Annotated in this window: 15 protein-coding genes and 2 pseudogenes; 11 read left to right on the forward strand and 6 right to left on the reverse strand. The window is 70.6% G+C overall.

Annotated elements, in window-relative coordinates; genetic code table 11:
- Both D7X96_RS01955 and D7X96_RS01960 read right to left on the reverse strand, forming a co-directional pair.
- On the reverse strand, positions 1-798 hold the full coding sequence (locus tag D7X96_RS01955) for a hypothetical protein (protein ID WP_121768825.1): 798 nt from the start codon (positions 796-798) through the stop codon (positions 1-3).
- A complete protein-coding gene (locus D7X96_RS01960; protein WP_244219416.1) occupies positions 788-1,690 on the reverse strand; it encodes a dimethylarginine dimethylaminohydrolase family protein in 903 nt (300 codons plus the stop codon). Before D7X96_RS01960 ends, D7X96_RS01955 begins: the two co-directional genes overlap by 11 nt.
- 147 nt (positions 1,691-1,837) lie before the next feature.
- Between D7X96_RS01960 and D7X96_RS01965 the strand changes: the two genes are divergently transcribed.
- The 3 genes and pseudogenes from D7X96_RS01965 to D7X96_RS41970 form a co-directional block, all read left to right on the forward strand.
- Complete coding sequence (locus D7X96_RS01965) at positions 1,838-2,782, forward strand: hypothetical protein (RefSeq protein ID WP_147468198.1); 945 nt, start codon at positions 1,838-1,840, stop codon at positions 2,780-2,782.
- Positions 2,783-2,909: 127 nt separating this feature from the next.
- Positions 2,910-4,523: a Na+/H+ antiporter gene (locus tag D7X96_RS01970; RefSeq protein WP_121768827.1), complete on the forward strand. Its 1,614-nt coding sequence runs from the start codon at positions 2,910-2,912 to the stop codon at positions 4,521-4,523.
- Positions 4,524-4,604: 81 nt separating this feature from the next.
- Positions 4,605-4,973: pseudogene (locus D7X96_RS41970) on the forward strand (DUF7151 family protein); the annotation flags it as partial.
- 1,524 nt (positions 4,974-6,497) lie between these two features.
- Here D7X96_RS41970 and D7X96_RS01990 read toward each other — a convergent pair.
- The gene (locus D7X96_RS01990; RefSeq protein WP_121724624.1) at positions 6,498-7,160 is read right to left on the reverse strand and encodes an SRPBCC family protein; all 663 of its coding nucleotides are present in this window, start codon (positions 7,158-7,160) and stop codon (positions 6,498-6,500) included.
- Positions 7,157-7,807, reverse strand: a complete 651-nt coding sequence (locus D7X96_RS01995) for a 2OG-Fe(II) oxygenase (protein WP_120550097.1) — start codon at positions 7,805-7,807, stop codon at positions 7,157-7,159. Before D7X96_RS01995 ends, D7X96_RS01990 begins: the two co-directional genes overlap by 4 nt.
- A 238-nt stretch (positions 7,808-8,045) precedes the next feature.
- Here D7X96_RS01995 and D7X96_RS02000 point away from each other — a divergent pair, with 238 nt between their 5' ends.
- The 4 genes from D7X96_RS02000 (at position 8,046) to D7X96_RS02015 (ending at position 13,223) form a co-directional block, all read left to right on the forward strand.
- Entirely contained in the window at positions 8,046-10,313 is a 2,268-nt protein-coding gene (locus D7X96_RS02000; RefSeq protein ID WP_208647255.1) for a di-heme oxidoreductase family protein, read from the forward strand.
- Between the two features lie 157 nt (positions 10,314-10,470).
- Entirely contained in the window at positions 10,471-11,997 is a 1,527-nt protein-coding gene (locus D7X96_RS02005) for an ATPase domain-containing protein (protein ID WP_121768831.1), read from the forward strand.
- A complete protein-coding gene (locus tag D7X96_RS02010; RefSeq protein ID WP_121768832.1) occupies positions 11,997-12,386 on the forward strand; it encodes a response regulator in 390 nt (129 codons plus the stop codon). Before D7X96_RS02005 ends, D7X96_RS02010 begins: the two co-directional genes overlap by 1 nt.
- Positions 12,387-12,530: 144 nt before the next feature.
- Positions 12,531-13,223 (forward strand): hypothetical protein, encoded by a 693-nt coding sequence (locus tag D7X96_RS02015; protein ID WP_121768833.1) that lies wholly within the window; start codon positions 12,531-12,533, stop codon positions 13,221-13,223.
- 3 nt (positions 13,224-13,226) lie between these two features.
- On the opposite strand, the gene D7X96_RS02020 is transcribed toward D7X96_RS02015, so the two are convergent.
- Positions 13,227-16,133, reverse strand: a complete 2,907-nt coding sequence (locus D7X96_RS02020; protein WP_147468201.1) for a PD40 domain-containing protein — start codon at positions 16,131-16,133, stop codon at positions 13,227-13,229.
- A gap of 121 nt (positions 16,134-16,254) precedes the next feature.
- On the opposite strand from D7X96_RS02020, the gene D7X96_RS02025 reads away from it, so the two are divergent.
- Positions 16,255-17,964, forward strand: a complete 1,710-nt coding sequence (locus D7X96_RS02025) for a GTPase (RefSeq protein WP_121768850.1) — start codon at positions 16,255-16,257, stop codon at positions 17,962-17,964.
- 222 nt (positions 17,965-18,186) lie between these two features.
- On the opposite strand, the pseudogene D7X96_RS41370 reads toward D7X96_RS02025, so the two are convergent.
- Positions 18,187-18,579 (reverse strand): annotated as a pseudogene (locus tag D7X96_RS41370) (M23 family metallopeptidase); the annotation flags it as partial.
- 369 nt (positions 18,580-18,948) lie between these two features.
- On the opposite strand from D7X96_RS41370, the gene D7X96_RS02035 reads away from it, so the two are divergent.
- The 3 genes from D7X96_RS02035 (at position 18,949) to D7X96_RS02045 (ending at position 22,283) form a co-directional block, all read left to right on the forward strand.
- The gene (locus D7X96_RS02035) at positions 18,949-19,596 is read left to right on the forward strand and encodes a TetR/AcrR family transcriptional regulator (protein WP_208647256.1); all 648 of its coding nucleotides are present in this window, start codon (positions 18,949-18,951) and stop codon (positions 19,594-19,596) included.
- Positions 19,597-19,617: 21 nt separating this feature from the next.
- Entirely contained in the window at positions 19,618-20,511 is an 894-nt protein-coding gene (locus tag D7X96_RS02040) for a sterol desaturase family protein (protein ID WP_120550089.1), read from the forward strand.
- Positions 20,512-20,693: 182 nt separating this feature from the next.
- Positions 20,694-22,283: a glucose-6-phosphate isomerase gene (locus D7X96_RS02045; protein ID WP_121768835.1), complete on the forward strand. Its 1,590-nt coding sequence runs from the start codon at positions 20,694-20,696 to the stop codon at positions 22,281-22,283.
- Positions 22,284-22,839: the final 556 nt, after the last annotated feature.

The raw sequence follows: 22,839 nt of genomic DNA on the forward strand, positions 1-22,839 counted from the left end.
TCAGCCCTCGGGCAGCTCGCGCACCAGCACGTGGCCGTCGTCCTGACCGGGAGGCACCAACTCCAGCCGGGCGCCTCGTTCGACGCGGTCCAGCAGCGTGCCCAGGGACAACAGGTCGGTGACGGGGATGCGCACGGCGGGCGCGGCGGGCGCATCGCCGCGGACCATGGACCGGGCCACGCGGGCCTCGTTGGAGAGGTCCGTCTCGTAGACGAACGTGCGCTCGTCGTAGTCGTGGCCGCCGGGAACGCGCCCCACCAGCCGCATGGGCCCCAGCCGCGAGTGCACGCGCACGGCGGGGTTGTCCCACTGGGTGACGCCGCGCAGCCGCTGCGCGCGCACCATGCGCAGCGTGAGCAGCTTCACCCACGCGGACGCGCCCCGGCCCGGCAGGAAGCTGAACAGCGACACGCCCACGAACAAGCCCGGCGTCAGCGACGGCGCGACGTAGCAGGCCGCGCCGATGGCGGACTCCTCGTCCGCGAGCAGCAGCCGCTCACGCGCGGGTGCCTTCAAGAGCCGCGCGGGACAGCGCAACAGCCCGATGGCGCCGGGCAGCAGGTACAGGTCCGACAGCACCCAACGCGGCACGCCGATGCCGCCGAACGCCAGTTGGTTGAGCGTGAGGTACTGCCGCGCGAGCTCCGAGTTGTGCTCCGCCAGCAGGTGCGTGACCGGGACGCCATACGGCGCCAGGTCCAGCGACGGGACGTGCACGCCGGAGCCCAGCGCCTGCAATGCCAACTCCGGGGTGGCGGCGAAGAACGCCTGGGCCAACGACGCGAGCTCACCCGCCATCGGCTTCGAGGTCCTTCGCCACGACGTCCAACCGGTACTCGGGAGGAATGACGACGCGGGAGGCGTCCACCGACGCGCGCGACACGAGGCAGCGCGACGACCCGCCGCCCTTCTCCGTCAGCTCCGGCATGGGCATGGACACCACGCGCATGCCCAGCCGCTCGAAGGTCTCCACGATGTGTGGGGGCATCACCGTGGGCGCGAGCAGGTCCCTGCCCAGGGGCAGACCGTTCGTCGCGTAGCGCCGGATGTCCGCCTCCGTCACCCGCACCAGCCGGTTCGCGCCGAAGCGCTGCTCCAGGAGCGCCACGGACTCCGGCGCCATCACGTCCGGGCACACGACCAGACGGTCCACCGCCGGCAGGGGAAGCACCGCCATGTTCCCGTGGAACGCGGGCTCGCGAACCTGAACGCGCAGGGCCTCACCGGGGAAGTAGCGCTCGGCCGCCTCCAGCCCGTCCAACGTGGTGCGCCCGCCCCAGAACAGCAGCGTCACGCCGTCGAACGTCGCCACGTCGCCGTGCGCCTCCCAGATGTCCACGCCGGGGTCCACGACCTCCAGGCCCAGGCGCTTCGCCAGCGGCGTCCAGTGGTCGCGCTCCGCGAACCGGTGCGCGCTCATCATCCGGGGCAGCAGGAACAGCGGGGCCTGGCCCTCGCGCGCCACCACCTGACCGCACTCGGCCGCGTAGGGCATGCCCGTCAGCGCGTCCGACGGCGAGGGCAGCGCCACCACCGTGCCGCCTCGCGACTCGATGTGCCGGGCCAGCGTCAGCCACTCCCGCCGCGCGCCGCGCGCATCCGCCGGAGCGGCCTCACGGCTGCGGAAGTTCGAGCGGCCCCGCAGCGCCCAGCCCCGCCCCGGGGGCGACATCAGGAAGAGGTCCATCATGCCCCGCTTCTAGCCGCCGGCCCGGAGCGTCACAATGCATCCGTCCAGCCTCCACTGCCCGCCTGAACCCCGGCCGTCCACCGCTCCACAATGCAGAGGACCCACGGGCGCGCTCCATTCCGTATCCAGGGAGGCAAGGAGGAACACATGGGATTGATTCCACGATGGCGCACGGGCGGACGGCTGCTGCTGCTCACGGGATGGCTCACCGCCTGCTCGGAGCCAGAGCCCACCCCGACGCCCGACGCGGGCCCGGGGGAAATCACGGACGCGTGCAACAGCCGCGAAGAAGCACTCACCCTGTCCGAGTGCGTGCTCCCGTTGGACAACACGCCGCGCCAGGCCTACGTGAGCGCCCTCTACGACTCCGACTGGTATCGCGTGGAGGCGGTCGCCCCCGTGACCCAACCCTCCATCATGCGAGTCCGCGCGGGCTACGCCGTGCCCCAGACGCCCGTGAACCTGACGCTGGAGGCCAACGTCCCCTTCACGGCCAGCCGCCCCACCTCGCGCGTCAACCGCCATGACCCGGCACAGGCGCCCTCCTTCGTGGAGATGCTGATTCCCTACGTGGAGGATGCGAACTTCCGGCTGCTGACGGTGCGGGATGACGCGACCGCCTTCGACACCCAATCGCAGTACACCGTCCAGGCGGAGCTCATCGCGGATCCGGATGGCCACGAACCCAACAACCTGCCGCCCTCCCCCACCCCCATTCCCCTGGTGGCGACGGAGCAGGGCACGAGCGGCACCATCACGGGCGTCCTCGCCACCGAGGGCGACGTGGACGTCTTCGGGTTCCAGGTGCCCGCCACCGCGAAGAGCATCTCCGTCCAGCTGAAGGCGGAGGCCTTCACTCCAGCGCTGCCCTTCCGCTTCTCCTATTTCCTCCTCGACCCGTCGGGAGGCATCGTCGAGCGCAAGGCCGCGCTCGACCCCGCCGCCGCCACCGACCTGGGCAGCACCACCACCGTGTCCTCCGAGGGCCGGTGGCAGGTCTGGGTGCAGCCCGCCAAGGCCCTGGATCAGGACTTCGCCATGCCCGGCGACCTGCGCTCCCGCTACACGCTGGAGGTCCGTCTCCAGCCTTGAGAAAACGGTCTGGCAAAATGCAACGCCTGCCCGTCCCCTCTCATTTTCCCCCCGAAAGGGGGTTGCCCCACCGCCCCGCGCGCGTGGCATCCTCCCCATTTTTGAGCACAAACGGGGCTGGAGATTCATGCACTTCGAGTTGGCCTTCGTGCTGCTCTTCTCCATCGCGACAGCGGTGGCGATCGCGGCGCGCTACTTCAAGTTTCCGTACACGGTGGCGTTGGTATTGGCGGGCCTGGGCCTGGGCATCGTGCAGGCCTTCGAGCCGCCGCACCTGACGAAGGAGCTGCTGTTCGCGGTCATCCTGCCGGGCCTGCTGTTCGAAGCGGCGTTCCACGTGGACTTCCGCAAGTTCATGAAGAACAAGCTGGCCATCACCTCCATGGCGATTCCCGGCGTGGTGGCGTCCATGGCGCTCACGGCGCTGCTGCTGTCGCCGGCCATGAGCGGGCTGAACCTGCTGGAGGGCTTTGGCCTCATCCACGCGATGGTGTTCGCGTCGCTCATCGTGTCCACGGACCCCATCGCGGTGGTGGGCCTGTTCAAGGCGCTGGGCGCGCCCAAGCGGCTGGCCATCCTGGTGGAGGGTGAGAGCCTGCTCAACGACGGCACCTCCGTGGTGCTCTTCACGCTGGTGGTGGGCGTGGCCGGCGGCCAGGCGTTCACCGCGGGCGGCGCGGTGCTGGACTTCATCAAGGTGGCGGGCATGGGCGCCGTCATCGGCGCGGCGGTGGGCTGGGCGGTGGGCAAGGTCATCCTGCGCGTGGAGGACGCCATGGTGGAGATCACCTGCACGGTCATCGCCGCGTACGGGTCCTTCGTGGTGGCGGAGCACTTCCACTATTCAGGCGTCATCGCGGTGGTGGTGGCCGGCATGGTGTGCGGCAACTGGGCGGCCCAGGAGGGCATGGGCCCCACGGTGCGCATCGCGGTGGAGAGCTTCTGGGAGTACCTGGCGTTCGCGCTCAACTCGGTGGTGTTCCTGCTCATCGGCCTGGAGGTGCAGCTGACGTCGCTGCTGGCGTCGTGGCAGCCCATCCTGCTGGCGTACGCGGCGGTGCTGGTGGGCCGCGCGGTGGTCGTCTACGGCGTGTCCGGCCTGTTGCGCTTCACGTCGGAGAAGCTGCCGTGGAAGTGGAGCGCGGTGCTCACCTGGAGCGGCCTGCGCGGCGCGGTGTCCATGGTGCTGGTGCTGGGCCTTCCGAACGACTTCGCCCACCGCGAACTCCTGGTGAACATGACGTTCGGCGTGGTGGTGCTGTCCATCATCTTCCAGGGCCTCACCATGGCGCCCATGCTCAAGTGGCTGGGCATCACCGGCCTCAAGGACGTCTACCAGGAGCAGTACGAGCTGGCCCGGGGCCGGCTGGGCGCCATCCACGCGGCGCTCGCGTCGCTGGAGGCCATGCGCCGCAAGCGGGAGATTCCGGTGGACGTGCTGGATCCCATGGAGCGCGACTACCAGCAGAAGGCGCAGGCGGTGGAGCAGGAGATCATCACGCTCAAGCAGCAGTCCAACCGCTTCCACGAGGAGGAGCAGCAGGAGGCCATCCGCCGCGTCCTCATCGTGGAGAAGGAGGCCGTCTTCAACGCCTACCAGCAGGGCACGCTCAACAAGGAGGTCTACGAGCACCTCACCGCGGAGCTGGACGAGCGCATCGCCACGGCGAAGGACGCGGAGGCCCACGGCGCGCCGGAGGACGCCCACACGCCTCCGCCGCCCCAGGCCCTGGCCTCCTGAGCGCGCCAGCGACCCGGCCGGGCCCCCCTGTCCGTATGAAAGGCCGAGGGCCCGTCCGGCCGGATTCGAGAGGCGACGCACATGCGGTGGACCTGGGGTACGTGGCTGTCACTCTGCTTCGTCGCGGGAGGGTGCGCGCCGCTTGACCTGACCGTCCTGCACCCTCAGGCCCCCGCCCTCTCCCGCTTCACCGCCGAGCCGCCCGGCGCCGCGTGCGCCTTCGGCGGACAGGCGGTGGGCACGGGGCTGGACCTCGACGGCAACGGCGTGCTGGACGACGCCGAGGTCACCCGCACGGAGTACCTCTGCGCGGACGCTCCCGCACAGGTGGTGGCGCGCAGCACGGAGGTCGCCCCCGGCGCCGTGTGCGCGGAAGGGGGACGGCTGACGCAGGCGGGGCTGGACCTCAACGGCAACGGCGTGCTGGACGACGCCGAGGTCACCCGCGAGGTCCCCGTCTGCACGCGCACCGCGGCCATCCTCACGCGGATCCACCCGGTGCCGGACAGCACCGCCTGCCTGTCCCCCGCCACCGTGCTGGAGGCGGGCGGCGACGTGGACGGCGACGGGGTGCTCGGCCCCGCGGAAGTCCAGGCCGCCCATCACTTCTGCTTCGTGGACAGCTCCCTGTTGCGCGTCCAGGTCCAGCCCGAGCCGGCCGGAGGCGCGTGCGGGCGCGCGGGCATGCGCGTGGAGGCCTTTGGCGACCTCGACGGCAACGGGCGGATGGATCCGGACACGGAGGTGCTGACGGTCCTCCTCCTGTGCCAGCCCACGCGCGTCTACACGGGCCCCTACGTGGTGGCCACCGCCGAGGACCTCGCGGGGCTCCAGGGCGTCACCCGCGTGGACGGGGACCTGCTCGTCAACAGCGAGACCCTGACGGCCCTGGACCTGCCGGAGCTGTCCGCCGTCGTGGGCTCGCTGACCGTCCAGGCCAACCCCCGGCTCACCCGCGTGGCGCTGCCGTCCCTCCGCTTCGCCGGGGAGGTGTGGCTGGATGACAACGCGGCGCTGACCACGGCCGCCATGGGCGACCCGGCCCAGCCGGTCCACGTGGACCGGGACCTCTCCGTGCGGGGCAACCCCGTGCTCGCGTCGCTGGACGGGCTGCGCGCGCTGGCCCCGCGACGCTGGCTGGGCGTGTCCGACAACGCGCTGGTGGAGAGCTTCGAGTTCCCCGCCGTGGACAGCCTCCCGGAGGGCCTCAGCGTGCAGGCGAACCCACGGCTGCGCAGGCTGGCCCTGCCGAGCCTCGCGTCCGCGGGCAGCGTGTCCCTGAGCCAGAACGCGGCCCTGGAGTCGCTGTCCGGCCTGTCCTCGCTGCGCACCGTCGACGTCCTGTCCATCTTCTCCAACGCCGCGCTGACGAACGTGGAGGGGCTGGACAGCCTTCAGTCCGCGAGCGCCATCAGCATCGCCGGGAACGCGAAGCTCCAGTCGACGGCGGGCTTCCCCCGCCTCAGCCGCGTGGGCTCGGTGGCCATTGGCGACAACGCGATGCTGGAGTCCGCGGGCGGCTGGCCCGAGCTGCGCACCGTGTCCGGGGACATCACCCTGCGCAACAACGCCCGGCTGAAGTCGGTGACGGGCCTGGACCGCCTGGACTCCGTGCACACCGTCATCGTGGAGCTGAACCCGCGGCTCACCGACCTGGGCGGATTCGGACGGCTCTTGCGGCTGGACCGCCTGTCGGTCCGCTACAACAACGACCTGACGGAGCTGGCCCGGTTCCAGAACCTGCGCGAGCTCCAGCTCCTCACCGTGACGGACAACCCGTCCCTCCAGGCGCTGGGGCTCGACGGGCTGCGGGTCGTGGGCCAGGGGTTCACCGTGGCCACCAATCCCCTGCTGCCCACATGCCAGGCGCGGGCCCTGGCCGACCTCGCCTACCAGGGCCCGCAGGAGGCGCGCGTCATCACCGGCAACGACGACGGAGCCAGCTGCGCGCCTCCCCAGGCTCCGGCAGCCACGTCAGCTCGCGCCGCCCTCCACGCGCGACTGGAGCACCGCGCCCAGCACGTCCGCGGTGTCCTCGCGCAGCCGCGACAGGTGCGTGTAGAGCGCGTCCTCCACCTGGGCCACCGTCTCCTTCGGCGCGCCCGCCTCGCGCAGCCCCGCCAGCACCGTGTACGCGGCCACCGCCAGCGGCCCCACGTAGCCGCGAGACTCCTCCCAGAACTCCTCGAAGCAGGGCACGGCCTCCCCCGCCACCACGCGCGCGAGCCGGCCCAGGCACGCCTCCCAGTAGCCCCGGTGCGCGTCGCGGGCCGCGTCGTCCGCGAACGGCCCCTGGCGCAGCTCCAGCCGCGTGCCTTCCTGCGTGAGGTGGAACGTCAGCTCCGCCCGGGTACGCCCCGCGGGCATCGGCCCGCCGCCCTCCCAGTCCATCTCCAGCGCCAGGAAGCGCCCGGGGTCCACCTCCACGATGCAGCCCACCTGCGAGAACGCGCGGCCCGCCGCGTCCCTCAGGCCCACCCGGTAGGGCTGGCCCAGCGCGCCAGGGTCGGGCGCGTGCGTGCGGTAGCAGCCCGGAGGCGCGCCGAACCAGCGGCGGATGAGCGCGGGCTCGGAGAGCGCGGGGAAGACCGCCTCCGGCGGCGCGGGCAGCTTCCACTCCAGCGTCAGGCCGCTCACGCCCGCACCCCCGAACGCGTGCGCAGCTCGAAGCGGGGCACGTTCGCCAGCAGCTCCGGTGGCGCGCGGTACTGCTCCACCACCAGGCTGATCCGCGACTCCCGCATCGACTCCGCGCCGGAGGTGATGGCCTCCACCTCGTGCAGCAGGTCACCCCGGAACATCACCAGCGCGTTCTCTTGCGGCTTCAGCTCCGCCACCTGACCTCCCCGGTGGTACAGCCGCAGCGCGCCACCGCGGAGTTCCTTCGGAACCTGGACATACAGCACGCTCACCGCCACCGGGCAGCCGATAGCCGGGCCGTAGAACTCCAGACTCCGGTCGATGTGCGCCGCCACGTTGCGGCCCTTGCCCACCAGCAGCGGGTTGAGCAGGAAGGCGTTGCACTCCGGCAGCAGCGTCCTGGCCAGGTACGGCGCGAAGGCTGGGAACCGCTCGTGGACCTCCGGCAGCGCGTCCCGGCGGAACGTCAGCGAAAAGCCGTACGTGCCGGAGAACTGCCCGGACAGGTTCGACTCTCCCAGGAGCGACGAGCCCAGGATGGCCGAGCGGATGGAGGCCATCGTCTCCTCCGGGAGGACGTCCGGAGTGCGGTGGAAGAAGGTGTCGAGCCGGAAGGCTCCACCCCACGGTGGCTGGAAGCGCATGGCCCCGGAGTCTACCCACCCACCCTGTGCAACACGACGCGTCAATCCCTGACAACACGGCGCGTCAGGGATGACATCAATTTCTCTTATTTATCATTTATCACGTCAAAGCCGAATTCTCCGGCATCCCACCTTGCGGCTTCCGGGCGTTCCTACTTTCTTCGGTCAAGCTACGAAGTCCCCTTCGCAGCGCTCGCCGTCCCACGCCCCATCCACCCCCACCATGGAGTTCGCAACCATGAGCCGAAGCAGACTCACGGGAATCGCGCTCGCATTCCTGGCCGTCAGTTGTCTGGCGGTTCAATCCGCAGAAGCCGCCACGTATGGCGTTACGCCATCGGGCTCCTCCGCCGTCTTCTACGTCGACACGACGGACTGGGCGGACATCCACTACGTGCTCAATGGCGGCGGACAGCAGAACATCCGCATGACGGTGACGGGAGGCCGCAACCAGTACACCGTCACGGGCCTGAGCGCCGGCAACACCATCGACTACTTCTTCACGTACTGGGACGTGTCGTGCGCGTGCGCGCGGGACACGACCTGGACGCGCTACACGCACAGCGGCACCGGCACCGGCACGGACGCGGGCACCGGCACGCCGGACGCGGGCACGGGCGTGGACGCCGGTCCTCCTCCCAACGGCGACGCGGGCCCGGTGGTGCCGCTGTTCACCAGCGCCACCGCGCTGGAGCCGGCCACGGTGGAGAACACCTCCACGGCCATCATCACCCGCGTGGGCGACCGCGTGCGCGACCGCCACATGCGCGAGGACATGTATCAGGCGTACGACCACTACCTGAAGCTGTACTTCGAGAAGCGCACCCACTGGATTGAGATCGTGGACACGGTCGCCAAGGGCGGCTCCATCATCACGGTGAACCTGTACACCATCTACCCGTACGACTCGCCGGACTTCCGCGCGTTCTTCCGTGGCCTCAACACGGTGGCGGAGTACTTCCACAACGCGGACTTCGTGAAGGTGAACGACTACAAGTACACGTCGTCGGTGAACTTCAACGCCAAGGAAGGCCGCGCCATCCGCGTGGGTGACCGGATGGAGCTGGAGATTGGCGTGTTCCTCCAGCAGCCGGTGGAAGGCCGCTTCAACTACTACTCCACGGGCATGCTCTACATCGTGGGCCAGGGCGGCCTGGTGCCCTTCGAGGGTCAGGGCAGCATCCGCGACTCCTTCGCGCTGCCGGAGAAGGCCTGGTCGGGCGGCCGCGGAACGCTGCACACGCCGTTCTCCAACGAGCCGGACAACCGCTTCCTGCAGATGCCCACGAACCTGGCGCCGGTGAACGCGCAGCCCTTCGTGGAGGGCCGCCGCCTGCACCACACGAACTTCCGTGACGGCAGCCACTCGGAGCCGGACAACCCCATCTTCACGGCGCAGGTGAACAAGCTGGGCAACAACTACGTCAACGTGTCCTGCGTCTCCTGCCACAAGCAGAACGGCCGCGGCCTGCCGCCCTCCACCACCAACACCACGCTGGAGAACTACGTGGTGAAGGTGGGCAAGGTGAACAACGGCGTGGTGTCCGTGGATCCGGCGCTGGGCTTCCGCCTGCAGCCGCGCGCGGTCAGCGGCACGCCGGAGGCGGACGTGCGCATCGGCAGCTGGACGACGACGGCCAGCGGCACGCTCAACGGCGGCACGACGTACAGCCTGCGCAAGCCCAACTACAGCTTCCTCAACGTGACGCCGACGAACTACTCCGCGCGCATCTCGCCGCAGCTGATTGGCATGGGCCTGCTGGAGGCGGTGCCGGAGTCCCAGATCGCCGGCCTGGCGGACCCCAACGACGCGAACGGCGACGGCATCTCCGGCCGCATGCAGACGGTGAAGGACCCGGAGACGGGCGTCACCCGCATGGGCCGCTTCGGCTGGAAGGCGGGCGCGGCGCGCGTGAAGCACCAGGTGGCGGAGGCGCTCAACAGCGACATGGGCGTGACGTCCAACGTGTTCAAGACGCAGGACTGCGGCTCGTCGCAGCAGGGCTGCGCGGGCACGAGCGCGGAGCTGTCCGACAACGACCTGGACAAGCTCACCCGCTACATCGCGCTGCTGGGTGTCCCGGCGCGCCGCGACCACTCGGACGCGACGGCGCTGCAGGGCGAGACGGTGTTCACCAACGCGGGCTGCGCGAAGTGCCACGCGCCCACGCTGACCACCAGCCCCTACGCGGCGATGAACGAGTTCCGCGGCCAGACCATCCGCCCGTACACGGACCTGCTGCTGCACGACATGGGCCCGGGCCTGGCGGACAACCTGCCGGAAGGCCAGGCCTCCGGCTCCGAGTGGCGCACGCCGCCGCTGTGGGGCATTGGCCTGACTGCGGGCGTGTCCGGCGGTGAGGCGTACCTGCACGACGGCCGTGCGCGCAACGTCACCGAGGCCATCCTCTGGCACGGCGGCGAGGGCGAGGCCGCCAGGCAGGCCTTCGTGAACCTCAGCGCGTCGGACCGCAACGCGCTCCTGAAGTTCGTCAACTCGCTGTAGTCAGCACCTGTCACGACGGACGCCGGGCGGGAGGGGGCAGCGGGCCCCTCGCGTCCGGCGTCCTGGCGTTTCAAGCCTGCCCGCCTGCCACGCCTCCGGGCGGTCCAGGGTTCAGGTGGGACGTCCCATATTTGGGTCCAGAGGGAGGAGCCAGGGGATGGACGACTTGCGGGAGGAGGAGACCGCTGCGCGCTTCAAGAGCGGGACGCCCCACCTGGATGAAATCCTGTGTGGCGGCTTGCTGCGCGGCGGCCTGTACCTCATCGCCGGCCCCCCGGGCAGCGGCAAGACGACGCTCGCCAACGAGATGTGCTTCCGCGCCGCCGAGTCGGACGCCAGCAGCCTCTACGTGACGCTGCTGGCGGAGACCCACGAGCGCATGCTCCTGCACCTGAGCTCCTTCCGCTTCTTCCAGCGGGACTTCGTGGGCACCCGGGTCCACTACGTCAGCGGGCTGCCCTCGCTGCGGGAGGGCGGGGGCAAGGGCTTCGTGGACATGCTGGTCCGCACGGTCCGGGAGCGTGGCGCCAGGTTGCTCATCGTGGACGGCCTCATGGTCCTCAAGGAGCGGCTGCGGCCAGCCGAGGACCTGCGCGAGCTGCTCCAGGCGCTCAACGTGCGGCTGGCCGCCCTGGACTGCACGACGCTGCTGCTGAACACGGAGACGCAGAAGGGCACGGGCCCCGAGTTCGGCGTCGTCGACGGCGTCGTGGCCCTGAGCGCGGACCTCATCGGGCTCAAGGCCACGCGCGGCATCGAGGTCACCAAGTTCCGTGGCAGCAACAACATCCCGGGCCGGCACACCTTCCTCATCGACGAGAAGGGCGTGAGCATCTACCCGCGCTTCGAGGCGGTGATGCGCGAGACGCCCCGCAAGCTGGCGGACCCGCGCGACCGCAGCCGCTGGGGCATCGAGGGGCTGGACGCCATGTGCTCCGGGGGGCTCGTCACCCGGTCCTCCACGCTCATCATGGGCAGCCCGGGCAGCGGCAAGACCATCATCGGCATGTCGTTCCTGGAGGAAGGGGCGAAGAAGGGAGAGCCGGGGCTCTACTTCGGCTTCGCGGAGAGCGGCGCGCAGCTCACGCTCAAGTGCCAGAACATCGGTCTGGAGCTGGAGCCGCTGCAGCGCCAGGGGCTCTTGCGGCTGGAGGCGCGCGCGCCGGTGGAGACGCTGCCCGACGCGATGGCCCAGGAGCTGATACTGCTGGTGAAGGAGCAGGGCGTGAGGCGGCTGGTGCTGGATGGCCTGGAGCCCTTCGCCAAGGAGGCCATCGACCCGGAGCGCACCACGCGCTTCATCACCGCGCTCATCAACGCGCTGCGCGAGCGGGACGTCACCCTGCTCATCACCCAGCAGACGAACGACATGTTCGGCCCGGAGCTGCACTCGCCCATCCGGGGCATCGACGCCATCTGTGACAACGTGGTCTTCCTGCGCTTCTTCGAGCTGCACGGCGAGCTGCACCGGCTCATCACGGTGCTGAAGATGCGCGACAGCGCCAACGACCCGTTCCTGCGCGAGCTGCGCATCACGAACGAGGGCCCGCGCGTCGGGGAGTCGTACGTGGCGCTGGAGGCCATGCTCACCGGGCAGCCCCATGCCCGCGTCCAGGGGTCCAGGGCCTCCACGGGAATCAGGCTGACATCCGGCGGGCCTGGCCGGGCCGGGGAGGACGGGTGATGTCACGCATCCTCGTGGTGGAGGACGAGGAGACCCTGGCGGACGCCATCCGGGACGTGTTGCAGGACGCCGGCTTCGAGGTGCAGGTGGCCCGCAACGGACTGGAGGCCCTGCGGGAGCTGGAGGCCGGCACGCCCGACGTGCTGCTCCTGGACCTGATGCTGCCGCTCCTGGACGGCCGCGGCCTGCTCACGCGGATGCGGAGCCAGGAGCACCTGCGCGAGCTGCCGGTGGTGGTCATGACGAGCGCCAGCCGCAAGGCGCTGGCGGACCACCCGGTCGGCTCGTTCCTGCAGAAGCCCGTCACGGCCGTCGGGCTGCTCAAGGCCCTGAAGGCCGTGCTCCCCGGTGCGGAAGGGGGAGGCCCCACATCACCGGACGCCGCCTGACACCCGGGCGGCCCGGGTCAATGCGCATGGGCGCACGGTTTGCCCCCGTGATGCGCAATGGCAGACAAGCGTGGGGGAGTCCCCACTCCCGGCCCCGTGAAGCGTTCCGACCTTTCCGGTGTCTCTTTCCCCGGGAGAACCTTCATGGCGCACCGTCCTGATCCTCCGCCGCCACTTTCCGACAGCGCCATCCAGGTGGAGGCCGTGGCCTTCATGGATGCCCGGGGACATTGGCTGACCGCCGTCGCGGCACGGCGGGTGGCGGCGGTGCGCGAGTTCTTCCGGCAACACGCCCACCTGCGGCGCGACTTCCTCCGGGAGCGGGCCCAGGAGGAGCGCCGCGAAGGACGGCTCACCCTGGAGCTGTTCTCCCGCGCGGCCCAGCGCGTCCGCTGGCTGCTCACCACCGGCGACGGCTCCATCACGCGCATCCATGGCGCGGAGGCCGGGCGCGACCTGGGCCTCTTGTTCGCGGGCACGGACTCCGGCCTGGATGGCCTGACGTCTGAGCGCGAGCAGCGCTGGAACCTCAACCACCCGCACCCGCTCCCGCCCACCGGCTTTCGCACTGGCCACCTCGACGAAGACCCGACCCACCACCTGGCCTTCTACGCGATGTTCGGCGCCTCCAACGAAAGCTTCCCCGAGGAACAATTCAACAAGCTGACGGGCACGCTCAGTGACATGGGCCCTCCGGAGGATCAGCGCCTGGCCTGGGACGGCATGGACCTGGGACGCCAGCTGGGCGACCCGCGCTTCGACGTGAACGCCTGGCTGTGGAAGACCTTCGGGGACCCGGCCCAGTTCCCCCAGGCCGCCGAGGCCGTCGCGAGCTGAGGCTCAAGGGATGGGCGGCAGCGGCAGCAGCATGAGCTCCTCGATGTATGGCTTCTGCCGGGCAATCCGCACGTAGGACAGCCAGCGGCCATCGGGCGACGCCATGGCCGCGAACACGGCGTAGGCCTCGGACTCCAGGTCCAGACTCCAGCACCTCCACGGGCGCACCGCCGTGCACAGCCACGGTGAGCGTTCGTTCTTCGGGGCGTGCAGCAGGAACCTGCCCTCCAGCAAGGCGGATCCTCCGCCGGCGCGCGCCGCGAGCACCAGCTCCTCCGCGGTGGGTGCACGCGTGCGCACGGGGCCCGCATCCTTGGGGACTTCGAGGACCTTGAACTCCGGAGCCAACTCACCGCGCGAGGTGTCCGCGAACAGCGAGGCCCTCGGCGACAACGGCAGGACGTCCCGCAGCTGTTCCGACACGGGAACGGAGCGGCCTCCCATCGGGTAGCACGCGCCCGGGTGATACTCGGACTTCTGGAGCAGGTCCTCTCGCGGGAACGGGCGGTCCTGCTTGTTGACCAGGGGGCCCCACTTGCGCGCCGCCGGGTCGTAGCAGCGCACCTGTGCGCCATCCGGCTGGACCTGGCACAGGGTGCCATCCCTCCAGTACAGCTGGGGCCCGCGCTCCGGAGGGATGCTGGGAACGGACTCCACCCGGCCGATGACCTCCGCCCTCCCCTTCAGCCCCCTGAAGCGCGGTGGAGGCGGAAGCGTGGCGGCCTGGAGCCGCTGCTGGAGGGCGCGCATGCCGTAGCGCTCGGCGCAGCCGCCGTCTGTCTTCAGCGAGCCGTGCAGCTCCGGGTGGACCCCGTCCGCGAGCGCCCGCCGGGCGGCGATGGCCTCCAGCGCAGTGGAGACACAACCCATGCGGGAGATGCGCCCGTCCTCATTCGGCGTCTTCCCATACGCGGCCTCGCGCGCGGCCTCGTTCATCTTCACCAGCCGCGCGAAGGCCTCCAGGGCCTCGCGGGCGGGCGCGTCGTCGCGGGCGAGCAGTGCCTGGAGCCGGGCTTCGGTCTCCGGCGCCAGGGCCCAGCGCACCGCGCCGAACGCGCCCATGTTCGCGGCCAGCGTCAACGCCGGGAAGCCGGGCACGCCCTCCATCCACAACGACATGCGGCCCGGCTGGCAGCGCACCTTCACATCGCCTTCCGGTAACCGGCTGTCCCCGGCGATGGCATTGGCGTAGCGCACGAACTTCAGGTTCCCGGGTGCGGTCAATTCCTGACGCAGCTTCACCCAGCCGCCGTGACAGTTGTCCGCGGGGCTGAGGGGGTCGTACGGCGAGACGATGCGCTGCGTCTCCATTTCGAAAGGAATGCGTGGGTCCTGGCCCAGGTCGCAGGAGATCCGCGCCCGGTCGAGGCGGTCGTTGTCGTCCCACTTCAGCGCGGGCCCGTCCCAGACCGGCTTCGGCATCACCACGTCCGTCCGCGCGAGCGGCGCTTCCGTCGAAGCGAGCACCCGAGGCGCGACGTACGGCCCCAGCTCAAGAGAGCGCACGACCAGGCTCAGCGTCCGTTCATCCGAGTCCACCTTGCTCGGAGGAGCGTCGCGAAGGTAGGCGATCCACCGGCCATCCGGAGATACGCGGGCCTCCGACAACTGATTGGCGCCCTCATCCTCCTGACCGCCCCATCGCAGGGACCAGCACCCCAGGGGCTTGCGCACGGAGCAGAACTGCTTGCGGTCCTCGTCCAGGATGAAGCGGCCTTCGCCAAAGAGCCGCGAGCCGGTGGACGCGAGCATCGCCTTCTTCAGTTCCTCCGCTTCCGGCGCGCGCAGGCGCGGTGGGCCATCCCCATCAGGGACCTCCATGACCTGCGCCCCGTGGACCCCGCCGGTCCAGAACAGGACGGCCCGGGAAGACAAACGCAATTCAGGCGGGAACCCTCCAGGAGGACGGACGTTCCGGGTCCCCAGGGGAACGCCGCAGCGCCCCATGCGAAGGCTCCCGTCACCCCGGTCCACGGGGACGGCCTTGCCCCAGCGCCGCGCCATGGGGTCGTAGCAGCGCATCCGCTTGCCGGTGTCCTGCTGCACCACGCACAGCCGTCCCTGGCGCCAGAACAGGTCCGAGTCCGACTCGGACGGCTGGACCTCGCCGATGGTTTCGGGAGCGCCTGTCTTCAACGGCGGCCGGTCTCCCTCCAGGTCCGGAGCCAGGACATCCCGAGGGCTGTACTGCTCCACGTCTTCGCCCGCGGCCAGGGTGGCGCGGCTCCGGGCGCGCTCGAGCGCGGCGGCCAGCCCCGCGACGCTGTCCGCCTCCGGCAGGTTCGCGTCGCGAACGTACATGCGGGAGGGGACGCCCTTGCCCACCAGGAAGTCCCATTCCTCCAGCGCCCTGCGCGCCCCGGCGTCGTCGCGGGCCAGGAGGGGCAGGAAGCGGGCTTCGCTGTCCCGGGACACCCGGAACTTCACCGAGCCGGAGGTGACGCCGATACCGATGGGCTCCAGCGTCAACGAGGGGGACTCGGGCACGCCTTCCACGGACAGCTCCAGCCGCCGCGCCTCGCAGCGGGCGCGGATGCGCGGACGCGGAGGAGGCGGTGGCAGCTGGGTGCCCGGAGCGTCATCCACGACGCGAAAGCGGCGCTCGACATGTGAGCCGTCTGGCAGGGACAGCTTCTGGGTGATGACCGCCTCGGCGGGCCGGCAGAAGTCCGGGAGGGCCTGCGTCACGTCCACGGTCTGGGAGACAATGAGGTCGGGGGTTTTGCCCAGACCCAGGTCGCAGGCAGCGGACTCCGTGAGCTTGGGAGGCAGCGCCTTCGCCTCCGCGAAGGTCCGAGGCTCGGCGGCGAGGACCACGCCCTGCGACGGCGGTTCCGCGGCGGAGGCCCGGGTCGCGGACACGGTCAGCAGGAGCCCCAGACACCACCCACGGACGGTACGAAAGTGCATGTGTCACGGACCGTAGCAGCAGGCCATCCCCCGCCGTCCAGGGAGGGGAATGCACGCTGGCGCACCGTCGCCGCACATCCCGGTAGCCACCACGCGCGCGCCACGCCACGCTGGCCCTTCCGTGGACGACACCCGCCTCCCCGACCCCGAAGCCCTCCGCCCGCTGCTCACCGACGCCCTGTCGCTGCCCGCGCTCAAGCCGCATGGCCCGCGCCTGGAGCGCCTGCTGGAGGACTACGCGCGGGGCATGGCGCGCAGGGACGCGCCGCTCGTCGTCGCGCTGGTGGGCGCCACCGGCGCGGGCAAGTCCACCCTGCTCAACGCCCTCTCCGGACAGAACCTCTCCCGTGAAGGCGTGGACCGCCCCACCAGCACCGTCTCCACCCTCTTCGCGCCGGAGGGCACGGCCACGGACGAGCTGGCCCGCACCGGCGCGCGCGTCGTGCGCTACACGCCCGGCCCCCAGGGCCTGTGGAGCGGTCAGGTCTTCATCGACACGCCGGACCTGAACAGCGTGGCCACCGCGCACCGCGACGTCGCGCGCGCCGCGCTGGACAAGGCGGACGTGGCGCTCGTGGTCATGCACCGGGGCAGCGTGGCGGAGGCCACCCAGGTGGAGTTCCTCTCCGAGTTCGCCCGCCGCCGCGCGCTCGTCTTCATCCTCAACTTCGCGGATGAGCTGTCCGCCGAGTCCCGCGACGCGCTGAAGTCCCAGGTCCGCCGCGTGGCCACCCAGCACTACGGCCTGGCCGCGGAGGACGTGCCCGTCTTCGCCATCAGCGCGCGCGCCGCGAAGGACGGCCAGGACGTCTCCGGCGAGTTCGGCCCCCTCCTCTTCCACCTCCGGGGCCTGGCCACCCAGGCCGTCGCCGCGCGCGTGCGCCACACCAACGCACTGGGCGCGCTGGAGGAGTTCGCCTCCACCGTGCAGACGGCGCTCACCGACACGGACGCACTGCTCGCGAAGACGCGCACCGCGCTGGACGCGGGGCTCGCGCGCGCGGCGGAGTCGCTCCAGGCGGACTTCGACGCGCGGCTGTCGCTGGCCCACGGACACCTGGCGTCGGAGGTGCGCCGGCAGGCCGCGGGCCGCTTCTGGGGTCCCGCCGCGTGGGGGCTGCGGCTGTCATTGTGGGGTGCGTCCGGCATGGGCGCCGCTGCGCTGGTGGGCCGTCGCAGCCTGCCCGCGGGGCTCGCCGTGGCGGCGGCCTCCACCGTGGTGGATGCCGTCAGGGACCGCACGCGTGCGCGCGCCGCGGAGGTGGCGGTGGTGGAGCCCTTCGAGGACGACTTCCTCGCGGAGTCCGCCGCGCGCACCGCCCTGGCGGAGGCGCGCAGCGTGGCGCGCACCCAGGGCCTGGAGGCGGAAGCGCTGGGCGTGCCGGACGTGGACGCGATGCTGGCGGAGCTGCGCATGGCCCGCGCGGGCGCCTGGCGCTACACGGCCTCCACCGCCGTCGCGGAGGCCGTGGCCCGCTGGTGGCGCACGGCCCGGTGGCTGGTGCTGCCGCTCATCAACCTGCCCCTGCTCGCATTGCTGGGGCACGTGGGCTACCGCGTGGTGCGCGGATACATTGAAGGCCCCCTGTTGCCGTTGGAGTACTTCCTCAACGCGGGGGCCTTCTTCGGGCTGCTCGCGGGCGCCGGAGCGCTGCTCGCGTCAGCGAGTCTCGTCGGAGCCGCTCGCCATGCGGGGAGAGCGGGCCGGAGCCGGTTTGTCGAGGCCCTCGCCGCCCTGGGCAGGAGGCTGGGAGAGACCGTCGATGATGGCCTTGGCACCGGGCGGCAGGCCGCGCGACGCATCCTGGAGCGGATTCGCGCTGTCGGGTGACATGGACATCACGGCCTGGCCGGGCATGTGGACGCCGCCGTTGGAGGCCATCATCGGCTGCGCGGAGTCCTTGCACAGCGGCGCCGACACCAGCGTGTCACGCACCGGGTCCCCATAGCCCACGATGCGCGCGGGCACGGAGGGGTTGTTCCAGCCGGCACCCTGCTCCTTGGCGACCTTGAAGTGCAGGTGCGCGCCGCACGCCCAGCCCGTCGCGCCGGAGAAGCCGATGAGCTGGCCCTCCTTCACCTTCTCACCGGCCTTCACCACCACGGCGCTGAAGTGCAGGTACTGCGTCTCCAGCCCGTCGCCGTGCGAGATGACGACGTAGTTGGCCAGCGGCGCGAACTGCTCGCCGCAACCACCCTGCCGGCTGTCACCGCGCGCCATGCGCACGACACCGTCATGCGCCGCCACGATGGGCGTGCCCTCCGGCATGCGGAAGTCCCACGCGAACGTGTCGTTGTGCTGGTGGCTGCCCGTCTCATGACCCTGGCTGACCGTATAGATGCGACCACAGGCGAACGGCACGCCTACCTCAGGCATGTTCGCGGGCGAGGGGACAGCAGGAGCCGAAGCAAGGAGGGAGCCGACGAGAAGAGCGGAGAAGTTCATATCGGGGCGGGCGGACAACCGGTGCAAGGCCTTGCGCTATTTCCCAGCCATTTTCGCTCAGTCCCGAACGGATCACTAGCAGCCGAGCCGGGCCCTGCCCTGTCTCACGGGGGCGACCCTTGACCACATTCCAGAGGGAAAACGGCTCGAAAGCGCAGGAGCGCCTGTCTCCTCGCCTGTCCCGTTGGCAGGCATTGGGCCTCCCAGCCTCATCCGCTCCAATCCCTGTCAGCTGACCCGAGGTAAAGGCAGACGCCCGCCCGCCCGGGCGCCTCACGGGCAGGCCCGGAGGTCCGCGATCAGCCACCCCCGGAAGCCCCCTTCAGAAAGTGACTGGTCACTTTTTAAGTGGCCGATTATGGTTCCGGCATGCCCCCGAAGTCCGCCCCCCGGAAGATGGCGCAGGCCGCGGCCCCAGCGCGCCGCACGCAGGCGGAGCGCCGCGAGTCGACGCGCCGCAAGCTGCTGGACGCCACCATCGAGACGCTGGTGGAGCAGGGCTACGCGCGGCTGACGACGGTGGAGGTGGCGAAGCGGGCGGGGGTGTCGCAGGGGGCGCTCTTCACGCACTTCGAGACGAAGGAGGAGCTGCTCGCGGTGGCGGTGGAGCACCTCTTCCCGCGCCTCATCCAGGACTTCCTCGCGGGCGTGGGCGCGCGCCCGTCCGGCAGGGACCGGGTGGGCGCGGCGGTGGACATGCTGTGGGCCGCCTACCAGCGGCCGGAGCTGCAGGCCGCCATCGAGCTGTACGTCGCGGCGCGCACCAGCCCGGAGCTGCAGAAGGCGCTGGCGGCGGTGGACGGGCCGCACCGCCAGAACCTGCACCGCGTGGCGCGCGAGCTGTTCCCGGACGTGGCCGCCACGCACCCGGACTTCGACGACGTGGTGGAGCTGGCGCTGGACGCGGTGCAGGGCGCGGCGGTGGGCGGCGCGGCCCGCCCGGAAGACCCGGCGCACCGCCGCATGCTGGACACGCTGGCGCGCTTCATGCGCGTCGCGTTCGCACCCAGGGATTGATTCGCAAGGAGGTCCGCAGCCATGGACATGTCACACATCCCCGACCTCATCACCCCGGCCATCCCGGTGTTCGTCATCACCGTCATCGCCGAGGTCTTCTGGGTGAAGAAGCTGCGGCAGGAGCGGGGCGAATCCATCAAGGGCCACACCTGGAAGGACACGCTGGCCAGCCTGTCCATGGGCCTGGGCAACGTGGCGGTGAGCGTGTTCTGGAAGGGCGTGGCGTTCGCGGGCTACGCGGCGCTCTACCACCTGACGCCGCTGCGCATGGGCCACGGCCTGCTGGCGTGGGTGCTGCTCTTCTTCCTGGAAGACCTCTGCTACTACGCCTTCCACCGCGTCCACCACGAGAGCCGCTTGTTCTGGGCGTCGCACGTGGTGCACCACTCCAGCCAGCACTACAACCTGTCCACGGCGCTGCGTCAGACGTGGACGCCCATGACGGGCTGGGTGTTCTGGGCGCCGCTGGCCCTCTTGGGCTTCTCCCCGGAGATGATCGTCACGCAGCAGGCGGTGAGCCTGCTGTACCAGTACTGGATCCACACGGAGGCCATTGACCGGCTGCCGCGTCCCATTGAGTGGCTGTTCAACACGCCGTCGCACCACCGCGCGCACCACGCGTCCAACGCGGCCTACATCGACGTGAACTACGCGGGCATCCTCATCATCTGGGACCGCCTCTTCGGCACGTTCGTCCCGGAGACCGAGCGTCCCATCTACGGCCTGACGAAGAACCTCACCACGCACAACCCGGTGCGCATCGCGTTCCATGAGTTCGCCGCCATCGCGAAGGACGCGGCCCGCCCGGGACCGCTGAGCCAGCGGCTGGGCTACATCTTCCGCAACCCGGCGTGGAAGCCCAAGGAGGCACCGCCTCCGGCGCCCCCGGTGGAGGCCGCGCCCTCGGCGCCCTGAAGCTCCAACGCCGGCGGTGCCCTTTTCCGGGTGGAGGACAGCCCCGGCGTGGAAGCGACGTCCAGGCAACGCGGGGCGCGACATCGTTGCCTCCGCGCCGTGCGGGCCTTGCTACGGTGCGCCGCGACGGTTCTGGCGGGCGCCGCGCATGAGGTCGGCGCCCCTTGCAAGGGAGTCGGGTCATGACGGAGCGCGAGTTGTGGGAGCGGTACCAGCGGCACCTGTGCGTCGTCCCCTCCGTGGGGCTCACGCTGGACATCTCCCGCATGAACTTCGGCGCGGACTTCCTGGACGGGATGCGCCCGCGCATGGACGCGGCGTTCCAGGCCATGGACGCGCTGGAGAAGGGCGCCATCGCCAATCCGGATGAGAAGCGCCGCGTGGGCCACTACTGGCTGCGCGCCCCGGAGCTGGCGCCGGAGGCGGAGCTGAAGACGGCCATCACGGACATGCAGGCCCAGGTGGCCGCGTTCGCGAAGGACGTGCACGCGGGCAAGGTGAAGCCCGCGAAGGCGGCGAAGTTCACGCAGGTGCTGATTGTCGGCATCGGCGGTTCGGCGCTGGGTCCGCAGCTGGTGGCGGACGCGCTGGGCAGCGGCCGGGACGCCATGCAGGTGCACTTCCTGGACAACACGGATCCGGACGGGATGGACCGGGTGCTCAACGGCCTGGGCGAGCGGCTGGCGGAGACGCTCACCGTGGTCATCAGCAAGTCCGGCGGCACCAAGGAGACGCGCAACGGCATGCTGGAGGCGGAGGCCGCCTACACGCAGCGCGGTCTGGACTTCGGCGCGCACGCGGTCGCGGTGACGGGCGACGGCAGCGAATTGGACAACTACGCCAAGGGCCACAAGTGGCTGCGCACCTTCCCCATGTGGGACTGGGTTGGCGGGCGCACGTCGGTGATGTCGGCGGTGGGGCTGTTGCCGGCGTGGTTGCAGGGGCTGGACGTGGACGGCTTCCTCGCGGGCGCGAAGGCCATGGACGCGGCGACGCGCGTGCATGACGCGGCGGCGAACCCGGCGGCGCTGCTCGCGCTGATGTGGTTCCACGCGGGCGGCGGCAAGGGCCAGAAGGACATGGTCATCCTGCCGTACAAGGACCGGCTGATGCTGATGTCCAAGTACCTCCAGCAGCTGGTGATGGAGTCGCTGGGCAAGGAGCTGTCGCTGGACGGCAAGGTCGTGAACCAGGGCATCGCCGTCTACGGCAACAAGGGCTCCACGGATCAGCACGCCTACGTGCAGCAGCTGCGCGAGGGCGTGAACAACTTCTTCGCCACCTTCGTGGAGGTGCTGAAGGACCGCGACGGTAGGTCCCTGGCGGTGGAGGGTGAGAACACCAGCGGCGACTACCTCCTGGGGTTCCTCCTGGGCACGCGCCGGGCGCTGTTCGAGAAGGGCCGCGAGTCGATGACGCTCACCGTGCCGGACGTGAGCGCGCGCACGGTGGGGGCGCTGATTGCGTTGTATGAGCGCGCGGTGGGCTTCTACGCGAGCCTGGTGAACATCAATGCCTATCACCAGCCGGGCGTGGAGGCGGGCAAGAAGGCCGCGGGGCGCGTGCTGGAGCTGCAGGGCAAGCTGCTCGCGAAGCTGAAGTCCGCGAAGGCGGAGGCGCGGTCCGCGGATCAGCTGGCGCAGGACATCGGCGCGGCGGATGAGGCAGAGACGGTGTTCAAGCTGCTGGAGCACCTGTCCGCGAACGGGGACCACGGCGTGAAGCGCTCGGGTGGAGCGCGTCCGGCGGAGGCCCGCTTCCAGTCCGCGTGACACATCATTGCCCGCAGGGGCAATGCCTGACGGTTCCAGGCCACGGCTAGCCTGGACCGTCATGGGCCGAGCACACGCGGTGGGGCTGTGGCTGTGCGTCCTGGGCGGGCTGGCGGCATGCCCGGAGGTGCACCGCCCGGGAGGGAAGCTGGACCGGGCGGCGCACCAGGATGCGTTGGAGCGCATTCACGAAGCGGGATGTGACGCGAAGGTTTACGAGGACCTCTGTCCCGATGACGCCGAGCCGACCGAGGAATGCATTGCCCGGTGTGGTGGCCGATGACACGGCCCTGGCATGTTCCCCTGAGCCTGCTGGCCTGCCTCGTGCTCCTGGCACCCGCGGTCTTGCTCCTCAGAAGCGTCCGGGAAGCCCGCGCGTCGCCCGTCGTGGACCCCAAGGGGCTGGTCCCCATGCTGGACTACGACGCGCGGATGCGGCGGGCGACCTACCATCAAACCTGTTCGGAGCAGACCGAGTGTGAGGCCCCTCTCGTCTGCTTCCACGACGGCCGCTTCCGGAGCTACTGCTCGGACAGCGAATGCACGACCGATAGCC

The sequence above is a fragment of the Corallococcus interemptor genome (assembly GCF_003668875.1).
GTDB classification, from domain to species: Bacteria; Myxococcota; Myxococcia; order Myxococcales; family Myxococcaceae; genus Corallococcus; species Corallococcus interemptor.

What these genes read in the sequence shown, in the direction of transcription:
- D7X96_RS01970 (WP_121768827.1), top strand. Translation starts at nt 2,910, where the DNA reads ATGCACTTCGAGTTGGCCTTCGTGCTGCTCTTCTCCATCGCGACAGCG.
- D7X96_RS01955 (WP_121768825.1), bottom strand. Translation starts at nt 798, where the DNA reads ATGGCGGGTGAGCTCGCGTCGTTGGCCCAGGCGTTCTTCGCCGCCACC.
- D7X96_RS02010 (WP_121768832.1), top strand. Translation starts at nt 11,997, where the DNA reads ATGTCACGCATCCTCGTGGTGGAGGACGAGGAGACCCTGGCGGACGCC.
- D7X96_RS02020 (WP_147468201.1), bottom strand. Translation starts at nt 16,133, where the DNA reads ATGCACTTTCGTACCGTCCGTGGGTGGTGTCTGGGGCTCCTGCTGACC.
- D7X96_RS01960 (WP_244219416.1), bottom strand. Translation starts at nt 1,690, where the DNA reads ATGATGGACCTCTTCCTGATGTCGCCCCCGGGGCGGGGCTGGGCGCTG.
- D7X96_RS02015 (WP_121768833.1), top strand. Translation starts at nt 12,531, where the DNA reads ATGGCGCACCGTCCTGATCCTCCGCCGCCACTTTCCGACAGCGCCATC.
- D7X96_RS01995 (WP_120550097.1), bottom strand. Translation starts at nt 7,807, where the DNA reads ATGCGCTTCCAGCCACCGTGGGGTGGAGCCTTCCGGCTCGACACCTTC.
- D7X96_RS02035 (WP_208647256.1), top strand. Translation starts at nt 18,949, where the DNA reads ATGCCCCCGAAGTCCGCCCCCCGGAAGATGGCGCAGGCCGCGGCCCCA.
- D7X96_RS02000 (WP_208647255.1), top strand. Translation starts at nt 8,046, where the DNA reads ATGAGCCGAAGCAGACTCACGGGAATCGCGCTCGCATTCCTGGCCGTC.
- D7X96_RS02005 (WP_121768831.1), top strand. Translation starts at nt 10,471, where the DNA reads ATGGACGACTTGCGGGAGGAGGAGACCGCTGCGCGCTTCAAGAGCGGG.
- D7X96_RS02045 (WP_121768835.1), top strand. Translation starts at nt 20,694, where the DNA reads ATGACGGAGCGCGAGTTGTGGGAGCGGTACCAGCGGCACCTGTGCGTC.
- D7X96_RS01965 (WP_147468198.1), top strand. Translation starts at nt 1,838, where the DNA reads ATGGGATTGATTCCACGATGGCGCACGGGCGGACGGCTGCTGCTGCTC.
- D7X96_RS02040 (WP_120550089.1), top strand. Translation starts at nt 19,618, where the DNA reads ATGGACATGTCACACATCCCCGACCTCATCACCCCGGCCATCCCGGTG.